The 15,760-nt window shown below is 70.4% G+C and carries 11 protein-coding genes; 5 read left to right on the forward strand and 6 right to left on the reverse strand.

What is annotated here, in order from left to right:
* The first annotated feature begins 108 nt into the window (after positions 1-108).
* From AQJ67_RS50115 to AQJ67_RS02505, 3 genes are all read left to right on the forward strand, one after another.
* Positions 109-240, forward strand: a complete 132-nt coding sequence (locus AQJ67_RS50115; protein WP_252100478.1) for an LPFR motif small protein — start codon at positions 109-111, stop codon at positions 238-240.
* A 103-nt stretch (positions 241-343) separates the two neighbouring features.
* Positions 344-2,722 carry a Tex family protein gene (locus AQJ67_RS02500; protein WP_062716281.1) on the forward strand — a complete coding sequence of 793 codons (2,379 nt, stop codon included), beginning with the start codon at positions 344-346 and terminating at the stop codon, positions 2,720-2,722.
* Between the two features lie 72 nt (positions 2,723-2,794).
* Positions 2,795-3,352 (forward strand): putative glycolipid-binding domain-containing protein, encoded by a 558-nt coding sequence (locus AQJ67_RS02505; protein WP_062716282.1) that lies wholly within the window; start codon positions 2,795-2,797, stop codon positions 3,350-3,352.
* Between the two features lie 3 nt (positions 3,353-3,355).
* On the opposite strand, the gene AQJ67_RS02510 is transcribed toward AQJ67_RS02505, so the two are convergent.
* The 5 genes from AQJ67_RS02510 to AQJ67_RS02530 form a co-directional block, all read right to left on the reverse strand.
* A complete protein-coding gene (locus AQJ67_RS02510) occupies positions 3,356-4,996 on the reverse strand; it encodes an ABC-F family ATP-binding cassette domain-containing protein (RefSeq protein WP_062716283.1) in 1,641 nt (546 codons plus the stop codon).
* 165 nt (positions 4,997-5,161) lie between these two features.
* Positions 5,162-6,184, reverse strand: a complete 1,023-nt coding sequence (locus AQJ67_RS02515; protein WP_062716284.1) for a hypothetical protein — start codon at positions 6,182-6,184, stop codon at positions 5,162-5,164.
* A gap of 160 nt (positions 6,185-6,344) precedes the next feature.
* Entirely contained in the window at positions 6,345-8,048 is a 1,704-nt protein-coding gene (locus tag AQJ67_RS02520; RefSeq protein WP_062716285.1) for a BCCT family transporter, read from the reverse strand.
* A gap of 79 nt (positions 8,049-8,127) precedes the next feature.
* Positions 8,128-9,414 carry a M14 family metallopeptidase gene (locus AQJ67_RS02525; protein WP_062716286.1) on the reverse strand — a complete coding sequence of 429 codons (1,287 nt, stop codon included), beginning with the start codon at positions 9,412-9,414 and terminating at the stop codon, positions 8,128-8,130.
* Positions 9,411-11,369 carry a Xaa-Pro dipeptidyl-peptidase gene (locus AQJ67_RS02530; protein WP_062716769.1) on the reverse strand — a complete coding sequence of 653 codons (1,959 nt, stop codon included), beginning with the start codon at positions 11,367-11,369 and terminating at the stop codon, positions 9,411-9,413. Before AQJ67_RS02530 ends, AQJ67_RS02525 begins: the two co-directional genes overlap by 4 nt.
* A 208-nt stretch (positions 11,370-11,577) precedes the next feature.
* Here AQJ67_RS02530 and AQJ67_RS02535 point away from each other — a divergent pair, with 208 nt between their 5' ends.
* The gene (locus AQJ67_RS02535; protein ID WP_062716287.1) at positions 11,578-13,104 is read left to right on the forward strand and encodes a M1 family metallopeptidase; all 1,527 of its coding nucleotides are present in this window, start codon (positions 11,578-11,580) and stop codon (positions 13,102-13,104) included.
* Positions 13,105-13,308: 204 nt separating this feature from the next.
* Here the strand turns inward: AQJ67_RS02535 and AQJ67_RS02540 are convergent, their stop codons facing one another.
* Entirely contained in the window at positions 13,309-14,775 is a 1,467-nt protein-coding gene (locus AQJ67_RS02540) for an amino acid permease (RefSeq protein WP_062716288.1), read from the reverse strand.
* Between the two features lie 231 nt (positions 14,776-15,006).
* On the opposite strand from AQJ67_RS02540, the gene AQJ67_RS02545 reads away from it, so the two are divergent.
* Positions 15,007-15,741, forward strand: a complete 735-nt coding sequence (locus tag AQJ67_RS02545; protein ID WP_062716289.1) for a MerR family transcriptional regulator — start codon at positions 15,007-15,009, stop codon at positions 15,739-15,741.
* The last annotated feature ends 19 nt before the right edge of the window (positions 15,742-15,760 follow it).

Genomic DNA, 15,760 nt, shown 5'->3' on the forward strand with positions numbered 1-15,760 from the left:
AAGGGGGCCGGTCTTGTCCTCGAACGCCGGACGGGCCGAAGGGCACGGCATCGCATAGCCCGCCCAAGTCGCGGTACTCGTTCCTCAACCTGAGGAAGGAGTAATCACGTGTTCCGTGCAATCGCAGACGTGCTCCGGCAGATAGGCGGTGCCATCGCCACCGTCGTGACGTTGCCGTTCCGGGCTCTGGCTCGGCTCTTCGGAGGTGCCTCGAGCAGTACACGCAGTCGTAGGGCTTGATTCCGACCCGCCGCGACGGGCCGCGTCGCCTCCCTGATCCCCGGTTGTCGGTGCCACCTGCCACAATTGCCGCGCAACCTCAGTGAGAAGGCGGGACGGGATCGTGACGACACCCCTCGTAGGGTCCATCGAAGGCAGGATCGCCGCGGAGCTCGGCGTACGAGAGCGGCAGGTGAAGGCTGCCGTGGAGCTGCTCGACGGCGGTTCGACGGTGCCTTTCATCGCCCGCTACCGCAAGGAAGCGACCGAGATGCTCGACGACGCGCAGCTGCGCACGCTCGAGGAGCGGCTTCGCTACCTGCGGGAGCTGGAGGAGCGGCGGACGGCGATCCTCGAGTCGGTGCGCGAGCAGGGCAAGCTCACCGACGACCTGGAGGCCCGGATCCGCGGCGCCGAGACCAAGGCGCGGCTCGAGGACATCTATCTGCCGTACAAGCCCAAGCGCAGGACCAAGGCGCAGATCGCTCGTGAGGCCGGGCTGGAGCCGCTCGCCGAAGGCCTGCTCGGCGACCCGACCGTCGAGCCCCTCGCCGCCGCCTCGGCCTTCGTAGACGCCGACAAGGGCGTCGCCGACCCGCAGGCGGCCCTGGACGGCGCCCGGGCGATCCTCACGGAGCGGTTCTCGGAGGACGCCGACCTCATCGGTGAGCTGCGTGAGCGCATGTGGGTGCGCGGTCGGCTGGCCGCGAAGGTGCGGGAGGGCAAGGAGGAGGCGGGCGCGAAGTTCGCCGACTACTTCGACTTCGCCGAGCCGTTCACCGAGCTGCCCTCGCACCGCATCCTGGCGATGCTCCGCGGTGAGAAGGAGGAGGTCCTCGACCTCGTCCTGGAGCCCGAGGAGCCGACCGACGGCCCGTCGTCGTACGAGGGCATCGTCGCCCACAAGTTCCAGATCGCCGACCGCGGCCGTCCCGCCGACAAGTGGCTGACGGACACCGTCCGCTGGGCCTGGCGGACCCGCATCCTCGTCCATCTCGGCATCGACCTGCGGCTGCGCCTGCGCACCGCCGCCGAGGACGAGGCCGTGGGCGTGTTCGCGGCGAACCTCCGCGACCTGCTGCTCGCCGCCCCGGCCGGCACGCGCGCGACGCTGGGCCTGGACCCGGGCTTCCGTACGGGCGTCAAGGTCGCCGTGGTGGACGCGACCGGCAAGGTGGTGGCCACCGACGTCATCCACCCGCACGTCCCGGCCAACAGGTGGGACGAGGCAATCGCCAAGCTGGCCCGGCTGTCGAAGGAGCACGCGGTCGACCTGATCGCGATCGGCAACGGCACGGCGTCGCGCGAGACGGACAAGCTCGCCGGTGAACTCATCACCAAGCACCCGGAGTTGAAGCTCACCAAGGTGATGGTGTCCGAGGCGGGCGCCTCCGTGTACTCGGCCTCGGCCTTCGCCTCGCAAGAACTGCCCGACATGGACGTGTCGCTGCGCGGCGCGGTGTCCATCGCGCGCCGCCTCCAGGACCCGCTGGCCGAGCTGGTGAAGATCGACCCGAAGTCGATCGGCGTCGGCCAGTACCAGCACGACCTGTCCGAGGTGAAGCTGTCGCGCTCGCTGGACGCGGTGGTCGAGGACTGTGTGAACGGCGTCGGTGTGGACGTCAACACCGCCTCCGCACCGCTGCTCGCGCGCGTCTCCGGCATCACCTCCGGCCTCGCCGAGAACATCGTCTCCCACCGGGACGCGAACGGCCCGTTCACCTCCCGCTCGCAGCTGAAGAACGTGGCACGGCTCGGCCCGAAGGCCTACGAGCAGTGCGCGGGCTTCCTGCGGATCCGTGGCGGCGACGACCCGCTGGACGCGTCCAGCGTGCACCCCGAGGCGTACCCGGTCGTCCGGCGCATGGTGAAGACGTCCGGTCAGGAGGTGGCCGCGCTCATCGGCAACACGGGTGTGCTGCGGTCGCTGAAGGCGAACGACTTCGTGGACGAGACGTTCGGTCTGCCGACCGTGACCGACATCCTCAAGGAGCTGGAGAAGCCCGGACGCGACCCGCGGCCCGCCTTCAAGACGGCCACCTTCAAGGAGGGCGTGGAGAAGATCTCGGACCTGGCGTCCGGCATGGTCCTGGAGGGCGTCGTGACGAACGTGGCCGCCTTCGGGGCGTTCATCGACGTCGGTGTCCACCAGGACGGTCTGGCACACGTCTCCGCGCTGTCGAAGACGTTCGTCAAGGACCCGCGTGACGTGGTGAAGCCCGGTGACATCGTCAAGGTGAAGGTCCTGGACGTCGACATCCCGCGCAAGCGGATCTCCCTCACGCTGCGGCTCGACGACGAGGCGGCTCCTCAGGGGCAGCAGGGCGGCGGCGGCGAGCGCCGGCAGCGCGGCGGACGCCCGCCGCAGCAGCGTCAGGGCCGCGGCGGTGGCGGGGGCGGGGGTGGCGGCGGCTCGCGTCAGGCGCCGCCTCCGGCGAACAGCGCCATGGCCGACGCACTGCGCCGCGCGGGTCTGCTCGACCCCAAGAAGGGCAAGCGCTGAGGCGACGACACGGGCCCGGGCTCTCCGCCACGACGCGGAGGGTCCGGGCCGGTTCGCCCGTAGGGTGACGTCATGCCGATTTCGCGCGTCATCACCTGGGAAGTGTCGGAGAGCGAGGGCTTCGAGACCGCCTGGGTCGAGTCCGGCGACGGCACCCTGAGCGCGCGTGGACGGGCGGTCGGTACGGTTCCGGAGCCGTACTGGATCTCGTACGAACTCGATACGGCCGAGGGGTTCGTGACGCGTCGGCTGCAGGTCACCGTCGAGTACGCGGGCGGCACGCGCCTGCTCGATCTGCGGCGCGACGGGGCGGGCCGGTGGACGGCGAACGGGGCGCGGCTGCCCGACGTCGACGGCGCGCTCGACTGCGACCTCGGTCTGTGTCCGCTCACCAACACGATGCCGGTGCTGCGGCACCAGCTCCATCTGACGCCCGGGGAGCGGGAGTTCCTGATGGCGTGGGTGTCGGTGCCGGATCTGACCGTGGCCGCCTCCCGGCAGACGTACACGGCTCTCGGCCGGGGCCGCGTTCGCTTCGTGTCCGGGGACTTCCGCAGGGACATCGCGTTCAACGAGGACGGCTTCGTCGTCGACTACCCGGGACTGGCCACCCGGTTCGGCTCGGACTAGGCCCTAGCGTTCGGTCACCTTGCCGTCGGCGACCTCCAGGCGGCGGGTGACGTGGACGGCGTCGAGCATGCGGCGGTCGTGGGTGACCAGGAGCAGCGTGCCCTCGTAGGCGTCCAGGGCCGATTCCAGCTGTTCGATGGCCGGCAGGTCGAGGTGGTTGGTGGGTTCGTCCAGGACGAGGAGGTTGACGCCCCTGCCCTGGAGTAGGGCCAGGGCGGCGCGGGTCCGTTCGCCCGGGGAGAGGGTGGCCGCCGAGCGCAGGACGTGGTCCGCCTTGAGGCCGAACTTGGCCAGGAGGGTGCGGACTTCCGCCGGTTCGGTGTCCGGGACCGCGGCGCAGAAGGCGTCCAGCAGGGACTCCTCACCGTGGAAGAGCTTGCGGGCCTGGTCGACCTCGCCGATGAGGACGCCGGAGCCGAGGTGCGCCTGTCCCGCGGTCAGCGGGACGCGGCCCAGCAGGGCGGCCAGCAGCGTCGACTTGCCCGCGCCGTTGGCGCCGGTGACCGCCACCCGGTCCGCCCAGTCGATCTGGAGGGTCACCGGGCCCAGAGTGAAGTCACCGCGTCGTACCTCGGCGTCCCGCAGGGTGGCGACCACCGCGCCCGAGCGGGGCGCCGACGCGATCTCCATGCGCAGTTCCCACTCCTTGCGCGGCTCCTCGACGACCTCCAGGCGCTCGATCATGCGCTGGGTCTGGCGGGCCTTCGCGGCCTGCTTCTCACTGGCCTCGCTGCGGAACTTGCGGCCGATCTTGTCGTTGTCGTTGCCCGCCTTGCGCCGGGCGTTCTTGACGCCCTTGTCCATCCAGGCGCGCTGCGTCTGGGCCCGGTCCTGGAGGGCGGCCTTCTTGTCGGCGTACTCCTCGTAGTCGTCGCGGGCGTGCCGGCGGGCCACGTCGCGTTCCTCCAGGTAGGCCTCGTAGCCGCCGCCGTAGAGGTTGATCTGCCGTTGGGCGAGGTCGAGTTCGAGGACCTTGGTGACGGTGCGGGTGAGGAACTCGCGGTCGTGGCTGACGACCACCGTCCCGGCGCGCAGGCCGCCGACGAAGCGTTCCAGGCGCTCCAGGCCGTCGAGGTCGAGGTCGTTCGTCGGCTCGTCGAGGAGGAAGACGTCGTAGCGCGACAGCAGCAGCGAGGCCAGCCCGGCGCGGGCCGCCTGGCCGCCCGACAGGGACGTCATCGGCTGGTCGAGGTCGACGGCCAGTCCCAGGGAGTCGGCGACCTCCTCGGCCCGTTCGTCGAGGTCGGCGCCGCCCAGGTCCAGCCAGCGCTCCAGGCTCGTCGCATACGCGTCGTCCGCGCCCGGTGCCCCGTCGACGAGGGCCTGCGTCGCCTCGTCCATCACCCGCTGGGCCTCGGCGACTCCGGTACGGCGGGCCAGGAACGCCCGCACGGTCTCACCGGGACGCCGCTCGGGCTCCTGCGGGAGATGACCGACGGTCGCGGTCGGCGGGGACAGCCGCAGCTCGCCCTCCTCCGGCACGAGCAGCCCGGCGAGCAGCCGGAGCAACGTGGACTTACCCGCCCCGTTGGCCCCGACCAGCCCGATCACATCTCCGGGCGCCACGACGAGGTCGAGCCCACTGAACAGGGAACGGTCACCGTGTCCGGCGGCGAGATTCTTGACGACGAGGGTTGCGGTCACAGGGAGCGATCCTAATAGCCGAGCCGCCACACACTCGCCGCGTTTTTCCGGCGCGTAAGGACGCCGGGGCCGGCAACGCCCTCACAGGGGCGCGGGGAACCGCGCGACCAGCCACAGCGAATCCGCAGCCGCCCCACCACACACCGCGGCACCCTCGACGGCGCACTACCTCGCCATCACCTCCACCAGCACACTCCCCGACGTCCGAGCCACGACGAACGACTCCCCCTTCACCGCCCTGGCGTCCAACGCGATCCGGTGCCGCCCCGCCTCCAGCACTCCGTCGAACACCTCATGCGCATGGGTGCGGTACAGCCGGTCGACGCGATACGCGGTGAGCCGGACCCGGCACGGCGAGGTGACCTCGACTCCCGCCTCCCCGTCGGCGGCCACCAGCCGCGTCAGCCGGCGCTGCTCGGCAGGGCTGCGGTCCAGCGCATGCTCGATCTGCGCGACCAGCAACGGCACGATCGGCGCGAGTCCGTCGACGTACGCCACCTCGATGCCCGCGTCCGTGAAGGCGCGGCGCACGGCGGCACGCTGCTCCACCCCGATGCCGCGGCCGAAGGCCACCGCGCCGTAGGTGCGCAGTTCGTCGGCGGCGACGCCGCTGACGTCGTGGGTGATCTCGGCGCCGATACCGATGGTGCGCAGGGCGGCGGCGAGCTTGGCCAGGAGGGCGACGCGGGCGCCGATGAGGAGCACGCGGCGGCGTGGCGCCTCGGCGTCCCGGTCGAGGAGGGAGCCGAGCGCCGAGCGGTACTCGGTGGCACGGAAGCGGAAGGGGCCGATGCCGTGGTAGCCGTTGAGTTCCAGGTCGGCGTGTTCGTCGGTCTGCCAGGCGAAGTCCCGCCAGATGTAGTCGTCGCCGTCCTTGTCGATGAGCGCGGTGACGGCGCCGCAGGCGAGGTCCTCGCAGTCGGGGCAGCCGTAGATGACGTACCGGCCGCCCGGAAGTGGGGCTTCCGCCTCCAGGAGCAGGCTGCGGACCTGGGCGGTGAAGATGGCGGGCGGGACGTCGGAGGCGAGCGGGGAGACGGCGTCGAGGTCGGAGAGCTGGAACAGCAGCGGGCGTCCGTCGACGATGAAGTCCACGAAGTCCCGGTGCACCTGGTAGTCACCGTTGGCGAGGACGCCACCGGCACGCATCGCCGGTGCCAGGCCGAAGGTCGCGTACTCGGCAGACATGGTGTGAGTATCCCCAGGACGGGACCGATATGAGCGCGGCATGACATATTCCGCTCGTCGCCCCGGCTCCACATCCGCGGTTACCCGGGGGCGCGTTGATGGACCTGGGGGGCGCGGGCGGCCGTACGGCTCGTCTCCTCCGCCCCCCCAGGTGCCCCGCTCAGCCGTGGTCGTGGCCCAGCGGGTCGCCCTCGGTCTCGGTGCCGGGGCCCGGGCCGACCCTGATCTCGAAGTCGCCGTCGTACCTCTTGTGGCCCTCGATCACGGCGAGTTCCACGGCCTCCGAACCCATCTCGTTGCGCACGATGACCGGGTCGCGGCGCAGATCGCGCATGAGGGCGACGCACATGACGATCATCACGAGGACGAACGGCGCCGCGGCCAGGATCGTGAGGTTCTGCAGGCCGGTGAGCGCGTCGCCCTGGCCGCTGCCGACGAGCAGCATGATGGCGGCGACGGCTCCGGTCACCACACCCCAGAACACGACGACGAAGCGGCCGGGTTCCAGGGCGCCCTTCTGGGAGAGGGTGCCCATCACGATGGAGGCGGCGTCGGCCCCGGAGACGAAGAAGATGCCGACGAGGATCATCACCAGCAGGCTGGTGGCGGTGGCGATGGGGAATTCCTGGAGGACGCCGAAGAGCTGGCCCTCGGGGGTGTCCTCGCCGCCGAGCGCGCCGCCCTCCTTCAGCTTCATCGCCGTACCGCCGAAGATCGCGAACCAGATCAGGCTGACGGTGCTGGGCACGAGGATGACACCGCCGACGAACTGCCGGATGGTGCGGCCGCGGCTGATCCGCGCGATGAACATGCCGACGAACGGCGTCCAGGAGATCCACCAGGCCCAGTAGAAGACGGTCCAGCTGCCGAGCCAGTCCGCGACGCCCTCGCCGCCGCTGGCCTCGGTACGGCCGGCGAGCTGGGGCAGGTCGCCGAGGTAGGCGAAGATCGAGGTGGGCAGCAGGTCGAGCACGATGATCGTGGGGCCCGCGATGAACACGAAGACCGCGAGGATCAGGGCGAGCACCATGTTGGTGTTGGACAGCCACTGGATGCCCCGCTCGATGCCGGAGATGGCGGAGGCCACGAAGGCGAGGGTCAGCACGGCGATGATCGCGACGAGCAGACCGGTGCTCACGTCGTCCATCCAGTCCAGTTCCTGGAAGCCGGAGCCGATCTGGAGGGCGCCGAGCCCCAGGGAGGCCGCGGAGCCGAAGACGGTGGCGATGATCGCGAGGATGTCGATCACCCGGCCGCCGGCGCCGTTCGCGTGCTTCTCCCCGATCAGCGGGGTGAAGACCGCGCTTATGGTCTGGCGCCGGCGCTTGCGGAAGGTGCTGTAGGCGATGCCGAGTCCGACCACCGCGTAGATCGCCCAGGGGTGCAGCGTCCAGTGGAAGAGGGTGGTGGCCATCGCCGTCTCCATGCGTTCGCCGGAGTTGGCGGGGTCCGTGCCCGGGGGCGGGGTCGTGTAGTGCGAGAGCGGCTCGCTGACGCCGTAGAACATCAGGCCGATGCCCATGCCGGCGCTGAACATCATCGCGACCCAGGAGACGGTCTTGAACTCGGGTTCCTCGCCCTCGGCGCCGAGGTGGATGCGGCCGTAGCGGCTGATCGCGAGCCAGAGCGCGAAGACCACGAAGCACGAGGCCGCGAGCATGAACGCCCAGCCGCCGTTGTGGATCAGGCCGTTCAGCATCTTCGTGGACACGCTCTCCAGCGAGTCCGTGGCAGCCCAGCCCCAGATCACGAAGGCCACGGTGATGACGGCGGTGACGCCGAACACCACTCGGTCCGTGCTGGGGTGGTCGGGACCGTCCGACGGACCTTCCCGACCACCTCTCTTCTTCAGATCCTCAGTCATCTGCGGCACCTTCCCCGGTGAACGGTGGATACGCCGGTTCCACGTCGTCTCCCAGGACCTACCACAGATCCCGTCGATCTCAGCCGTTTGTGCAGTCGGTGTCGGGCTCACCGGCCGTGATGCGGTACGGGGCGCGCTCGTCGAGGAGCAGCGGGACGAGGTTGCGCAGGGACTGGCGGAGCGGGACCAGGGCGCCCGTGGAGGTCGCCTCGGACTTCACTCCGTGCAGCGCCAGTTCGTCCTTGACCTGCCGGTACTGGTCGGTGGTGAGCCGGTAGCCGCAGGGCGGGTCCTGGATCACCTCGGCGGGTTCGGCCGGGTCGTTGTCGGCGCCGCCGACGTAGACGGGCCCGGTGTCGGCGAAGCCCGCGAGCCGGGCCGCGCCGGTCGCCGCCTCGACCTGTCGGCGACGGACGTCGGTGAAGTCGAACAGGCCGTCCAGCGCGGCCAGTTGGGAGTACACCCGACGCCGGTTGTTGAGGACCGCGTCGGCCTTCTCCTCCTCGGTCAGGGGGTCGACGCGGCTTTCGATGAGCAGGCCCACCGAGTGCTTGATGCCGGACATGTTCCGCAGGATGCGTTCCTGTCCGTCGCCGGCGACCTGCTTGACGGGTTCGCCCGTCACGGGGTCGGTCCAGATGCCGTACGTGCCCGTCGAGTAGCCGGAGCCGGTCGCGGCCGGGCGTACGTACGCCTGGGAGAGGGTCTGCGCCTCGTCGTGGACGTGTGCGTCCGTGTTGAGGTTGCGCGGCCACAGGTCGAACAGGTCCTTGTCGTAGTACTGCGGTGTGGCGCCGTACTCGTGGAGGTCGTAGATCACGTCAGGGCGTTGGTCGCGGACGACCGCGGCCATGGCGCGGCCCTCGGCGGTCTGCAGCGCGAGGTGGTCGCGGTTGATGTCCACGCCGTCGCTGTTGCCCCGGGTGTCGGCGGCCCGGCCGTCGGGGTTGGCGGTGGGCACGACGAGCAGGGTGGTGCGCTCCAGGAACCGCCGGGTCGTGCGGTCCTTCGCGTAGGCCAGGTCACGGACGGTGGACAGACAGGCCTCGCGGCCGGAGGGTTCGTCGCCGTGCTGGCTGCACACCAGCAGCACCTTGTTCGGGGCGTGGCGCGTGCCGATCCGGACCAGCTGGAGCGGGCGGTCCTGCTTCGTCGTGCCGATGCGGGTGACGGAGACCCGGTCGCTCGCCCGGTCGACGGCCCTGAGGAAGCTCTGCTCCTGCGGCCCGCTGGTCCAGCGGGCGCCGTCCGACTGCTCGAAGCCGGTGCGGGGCGGGGAGTCGGCGGCCTGGGCTGGGACCGTCACGAGGGACGCGGCGAGGGCTGCCGCGGCGAGGGTCAGGGTTCGCGTACGGGTGCGGGTCACTGGCCTCCCTCCGGGATGCGGTGGACGGTGCGCGGCGGGGCTACGCCGTCGAGGGGCGCGGCCTCGGGAGCCACCGCGACGGAACCCGCCGTGGCGCGGGCGAAGGCGGGGGCGCCGCCGACCAACGGGACGCGGGCCTTCGTCCGGGAGAGGTCGACGGTGAGGGTCGGCTTGGTCGACGGCGGGTCGATCAGGTCCTTGTCCGTGCCCGCGACGATCAGGGCCAGGCGGTGGCCGGCCGGGACGACGTGGTCGGTGGCCGCCAGGTCGAGGGTGATCGTGTACGCCTTGCCCGGGGTGAGGGGCCGGCCCTTGTGGTCCGAGGCGTGGTTGCCCAGGTCGGCCCAGCCGCGGCTGACGACCGTGTAGTCGACGTCGGCGGTCTTGGCCTTCGTCTCCTTGAAGCAGGCGCTGTCACCGGTGGTGCTCAGGCCCCAGCAGGTGCGGTCGGTGAGCGTCGTGATGCCCTCGCCGCTCGCCGCGTAGTCGCGGATGGTGTCGGGGCCGAGGTCGACTAGGACGGCGGAGAGGTGGGCCGTCGCGGTGGTCGGGGTCGCGGTGACGGTGACCTCGGAGGAGCCGGACAGACGCAGGTCGCGGGTGAGCGGCTTGGTGACGAAGCCCGCCTTGTCGGGGGTGGAGCGGTCGATGTGGGCGGCCCAGTCCGTCTCGCCGTGCTGCGGGTCGTCGGTGAAGGCCTCGGTGCCGTTGCCCTTGCGCAGGCCGAGGGTGCCGACGCCGGCCTGGCTGCCCTTGGCGGGGCGCAGGGTGGTCGTGGCGGTGCCGCGCGGCGGCCAGGCCTCGGCGGTGACCCACTGGTCGGGGTGGCGTTCGATGTCGGCCATGGGCTCGCGGTCGATGCCGTTGTCGTAGCCGAGGAGTTCGTGGTCGAACCAGCGGTGCAGGGTCTCGACCCACTCGGCGCGGCGGAAGTCGAAGGGGTCGACGTGGCCGGTCTGGGAGAGCCAGATCTTGCGCTCGACGCCGTTCTTCGCGAGGGCGTCCCACCACTGGCCGACGTGCTTCATCCGCACGTTGAGGTCCTGCATGCCGTGGATCAGGAAGACGCTGGCCCGGACCTTGCGGGCGTCCTTCACGTAGTCGCGCTCGGTCCACAGGGGCGTCCAGTCGCCGGTGCGCGGGGCCCCGTCGACGAGCTGCTGCTGGACGGCGGCGCACTTGGCGCGGGCGTCGGGGCTGTCGACGTAGTCGGAGAGCGCGTCGGGGCCGGAGTCGTACAGCGGGGCGCCCTGCTGGAAGTAGTAGTCGTACCAGGAGGAGATGGCGCTGATCGGCACGATGGTCTTCAGGCCCTCGACGCCGGTGGCGGCGACGCCGCCCGCGATGGTGCCGTCCCAGCTCTTGCCGATCATCCCGGTGCGGCCGTTGGTCCACGTCGCCTTGGCCTTGGTGGTGCCGGTGCGGGTCGTGTACGCCTTGGCGCGGCCGTTCAGCCAGTCGACGACGGCCTTCGCGGAGAGGATGTCGGAGCGGCCGCCGACGTCTACGCAGCCGTCGGAGCGGTTGGTGCCGGCGAGGTCGACGCCGACGAAGGCGTAGCCGCGGGGCACGAAGTAGTTGTCGTAGAACAGCGGCATCTGTACGACGTCGCCGTTCGCGTCGTACGTCTTCTTCTGGCTCTCGTTGCCGCGCCCGCAGCAGGAGTAGTAGGGGCTGGCGTCCATGACGACGGGCACCTTGCGGCCCTGCGCGGCCGTCTCGCGCGGCCGGACGACGTCGACGGCGACGCGGTCCTTCTGGCCGTCGCGGTCGAGGTCGAGTCCCGTGTCCACCCATACGGCCTCGCGGATGGCGTTCTCGTACGAGTAGACGGGCCTGCTCTCCCGCGGCGCGGCGGCCTGTGCCGTGGCGGGGGCGAGGAACGTGGCCAGCAGGGCGGCTGTGGCCGCCGCCGCGAGCTGTCTGAAGATCGTGAAGCGCATGCGGTTCGGCATGCGCGGACGGTACATCGGTGAACTCCTGTGCAGAAGAGGGTGGCTGACGGCGTATGAGGCCGCGTGTGGCCGATAAACGCCCCTGGGGCGGGTCGGCCCATTGCGGCCGAATGGCGATCGTGTGACGGCGGTGGTCATGGACACACCGGAGTCACAGGTACTGAATAGGCTCCGGACAGACTTCGGGCCCCTACGACTTGGAGCTTTCGTGCACCGCAGAATCATGGCGCCGGGCGCGCTCGCAGCCGCCTCTCTGATGCTGGCGATCCCGGCGTCGGCCGCGAGCCTCTCCCCCGGCGCTCCGGGCATCGGCGACCCCTACTACCCGGCCTACGGCAACGGCGGATACGACGTCTCGCACTACGACCTGCGGCTGAAGTACCAGCCGGCCACGGACGAGTTGCAGGGCACGGCGACGCTGCTGGCCCGGACCACGCAGGAGCTGTCCCGGTTCAATCTGGACTTTCTGCTGGATGTCAGCGAGGTCCGGGTCAATGGCGCGAAGGCGTCGTTCGCGACGTCCGGCGAGCACGAGTTGGAGATCACGCCGGCGAAGCCGTTGGCCAAGGGCGCGCCCGTCACCGTGGTCGTGCGCTACCGCGGAGTGCCGTCCTCGAAGGAGGCGTACGGCTTCAACGCCTGGCTGCGCACCGCGGACGGCGGGGTCGCCGCGGGCGAGCCCGAGGGGGCCTGGTGGTGGTTCCCGAGCAATGACCATCCGCGTGACAAGGCGACCTTCGACGTGTCGGTGCAGGTGCCGGACGGTACGCAGTTCATCTCCAACGGCACGCTGCAGTCGACGAGTTCACGGGCCGGCTGGACCCGCTACAACTGGCGCTCCAACAAGCCGCAGGCCACTTACCTCGCCACGTTCGCGGCCGGCAAGTTCGACGTCACGACCGGGACGTCCGAGAGTGGGATTCCGGTCATCAACGCCTACAGCAAGGACCTCGGTGACACCGCCGGTGCGGCGAGGGCGAGCGTCGAGCGGACCGGGGAGATCGCCGACTGGCTGACCGAGTACTTCGGGCCCTATCCGTACAACGCGCTCGGCGGGTACGTGCCCAACACCCCCACCGTCGGGTACGCGCTGGAGACCCAGACCCGGCCCTTCTACAGTCCCCGCCAGTTCGCGAGCGGGTCGAACGTCTCCGTGGTCGTGCACGAGCTGGCCCACCAGTGGTACGGCGACGACGTGTCGGTCAAGGACTGGAAGGACATCTGGATCAACGAGGGCTTCGCCCGGTACGCGCAGTGGCTGTGGTCGGAGCACGAGGGCGAGGGCACCGCGCAGGAGATCGCCGACTACGTGTACGCCTCGCACGCCGCCGAGGACCCGTTCTGGACGGTGAAGCCCGGTGACCCCGGGCCGGAGAACCAGTTCGACATCGCCGTCTACGACCGGGGTGCGCTGGCCCTCCAGGCGCTGCGCAACGAGATCGGGGACGACGCGTTCCTCGCCGTTCTCAAGGGCTGGCCGCAGAAGTTCGCCTACGGCAACGCGTCGGTGGCCGACTTCCAGCGGTACGCCGAGGAGGTGTCCGGGAAGCCGCTGGCCGCCCTCTTCGACACCTGGCTGTTCCAGCCGTCGAAGCCGGCCGCTCCGGCGGCGCGCGGCGCGTCCATCGCCAGGTCGGCCGAGGAGCCGGCACAGCCGAAGTCCTGGAAGGAGATCGCGGCGACGAACGGCGTGCACGACCATGGGCATGACGGTGAGGGCAAGGGCGGGCACTGACGCCCTGGGGCGCCTGAGGGGGCGTGCATGACCTCGCCGTCGCGCCGGGGTTGTGCACGCCCTCGCCGTGGATCCTGCGGACAGTGGGCGACCGCACGTCGTTGGTGGTTGGTCGCGCAGTTCCCCGCGCCCCTTCAGGGCGCGTCCGTGCACACCCCTTCCGGTTCCGCCCGGCGGCGCGGATCGGTCGTTGACGGGCGGTGACTACTTCGTGAGGTCGGTCAGCTCTCGGGCTTCCGCCGCGGCGACGCGGCGGCGGAGGGCGAACCAGCCGCCGGTCAGCATGAGGGCGATGACGGGGATGAGGAGGAGGGTCTTGCGGCCGACCTCGGGGTCGTTCCACATCAGGCCGAGGACGGCGACCAGGAAGGCGATGGTCACGATCTCGGTGACCGGGCTGCCAGGGAGGCGGAAGCTGGGGCGGGTGACCAGGCCCGCCTTGGCGCGGCGGACGAAGAGCAGGTGGCAGATCATGATGATCACCCACGTCGAGATGATGCCGAGGGACGCGACGTTCAGCACGATCTCGAAGGCCTGGCTGGGCATGAGGTAGTTCAGGCCGACGCCTAGGACGCACACCGCGCAGGTGAGCAGGATGCCGCCGTACGGGACCTGGCTGCGGTTCATGCGGGCGGTGAACTTGGGGGCCGAACCCGCCATCGCCATCGAGCGGAGGATGCGGCCCGTGGAGTACAGGCCGGAGTTGAGGGAGGACATCGCCGCCGTCAGGACCACCAGGTTCATCACGTCGCCCGCGCCCTCGACTCCGATCTTCGACAGGACCGTGACGAAGGGGCTCTCGTCGGCCGAGTAGACCGAGCCGGGGAGCAGAAGGGCGAGGAGGACGACCGAGCCGACGTAGAAGAGGCCGACCCGCCACATGATCGAGTTCACCGCGCGCGGGACGACCTTCTCCGGCTCGGCGGTCTCGCCCGCGGCGACGCCGACCAGTTCCAGCGCGGCGTACGCGAAGATGACGCCCTGCATGACGAGGACGACGGGCATCAGACCGTGCGGGAAGACACCGCCGTGGTCGGTGATCACGTCCAGGCCAGGAGTCTGCCCGCCGACCTCGTGCTGGGTGGCGAGCAGGAAGATGCCGACGAACATGAAGGCGACGAGCGTGGCGACCTTGATGATCGCGAACCAGAACTCCATCTCGCCGAAGATCTTCACCGAGATCAGGTTCACCGCCAGGACCACCGCGAGGGCGGCCAGGGCGAGCACCCACTGCGGGATGTCGGTGAACAGGCTCCAGTAGTGCGTGTAGAGCGCGATGGCGGTGATGTCGGCGATACCGGTCGTCGACCAGTTCAGGAAGTACATCCAGCCCGCGACGTACGCGCCCTTCTCGCCGAGGAACTCACGCGCGTACGACACGAACGAGCCGGACGAGGGGCGGTAGAGCACGAGCTCGCCGAGGGCACGGACGACGAAGAAGGCGAAGATGCCGCAGACCAGGTAGGCGATGGCCAGTGCCGGGCCCGCGTTGTGGAGGCGGCCGCCGGCGCCGAGGAAGAGGCCGGTGCCGATGGCCCCGCCGATGGCGATCATGTTGACGTGGCGGGCCTTGAGGTCCTTGCTGTAACCGGCGTCGCCCGCGTCCGCGGGCATCTGGGCCGCGTCGCTGCGAGGTGCGGCCACGGCCGTGTTCACGGCGTCCTTGCTCACGGGTGGTACCACTCTCTGGTGCGCCCGAGCGGGTCGCGCTCGGGTGTCCGGACGTACGTAAGGCCTGCGCCCTCGGTAAAGGCGCAGACCAAGGGGTCACCTTCCCCCAGAGCACGCGGCTCACGCGGTGGCGTACGTCACAGAGCGTTACTTCTCACACGGCACTTCCGCCCCACCGTCATCGGTCACCGGAGGTGTCACAGCACTGGTGAGACAGCGATACTGCTGCACATGACGAGCGGCACCGAGGAGACGACCCTCACGATCGACGAACTGGCCGCGCGGGCGGGGGTGACGGTCCGCACGGTGCGGTTCTACGGCACCAAGGGGCTGTTGCCGCCGCCGGTGCTCGGTCCGCGTCGGGTGGGGCACTACGGGCGTGACCATCTGGCCCGGCTGGCGCTCATCGAGGAGTTGCAGCAGCAGGGGATGACGCTGGCCGCGATCGAGCGGTATGTGCAGCAGTTGCCGCCCGGTCTGGACGCCCATGATCTCGCCATCCACCGGGCTGTGGTGGCGTCCTGGGCGCCGGATGCCGTGGAGACGGTGTCGCGGGTGGAGCTGGAGCGGCGGGCTGGGCGGGGACTTGGTGACGAGGACGTGGAGCGGCTGGTCGCGATGGGGGTGGTCGAGACGGGCGACGGTGGCAGTGGTGGGTCCTGTGACTACCGCGTCGATCTCGGGCTGCTGAGGCTGGGGGTCGGGCTGCTGGACGTGCCGCTGTCGCAGGAGGCGATCCTCGCTGCGCGCAAGGTTCTCATCGAGCACTCGCGTGCCGTCGCGCATGAGTTGTCGCAGCTGTTCCGTGGGGAGGTGTCGGAGCGTGCCGCGCAGGATGTGCGGTCGTTGTCCGCGTCCATGCAGCCCGTGGTGGTGCAGGCTCTGTTGACGACCTTTCAGCGGTCGTTGCGCGAGGAGGTGCGGGGCTGGGTGGACGGCATACCCGACGCCCCCGCCTCCCCCTGAGGAACCTCGCCCCCGCCGC

The organism is Streptomyces caeruleatus, from assembly GCF_001514235.1.
Lineage (GTDB): Bacteria > Actinomycetota > Actinomycetes > Streptomycetales > Streptomycetaceae > Streptomyces > Streptomyces caeruleatus.

Excerpts from the sequence above, each read along its gene's own strand:
- AQJ67_RS02515 (WP_062716284.1), bottom strand. The coding sequence starts at position 6,184 with ATGTCTGCCGAGTACGCGACCTTCGGCCTGGCACCGGCGATGCGTGCC.
- AQJ67_RS02545 (WP_062716289.1), top strand. The coding sequence starts at position 15,007 with ATGACGAGCGGCACCGAGGAGACGACCCTCACGATCGACGAACTGGCC.
- AQJ67_RS02520 (WP_062716285.1), bottom strand. The coding sequence starts at position 8,048 with ATGACTGAGGATCTGAAGAAGAGAGGTGGTCGGGAAGGTCCGTCGGAC.
- AQJ67_RS02530 (WP_062716769.1), bottom strand. The coding sequence starts at position 11,369 with ATGCCGAACCGCATGCGCTTCACGATCTTCAGACAGCTCGCGGCGGCG.
- AQJ67_RS02505 (WP_062716282.1), top strand. The coding sequence starts at position 2,795 with ATGCCGATTTCGCGCGTCATCACCTGGGAAGTGTCGGAGAGCGAGGGC.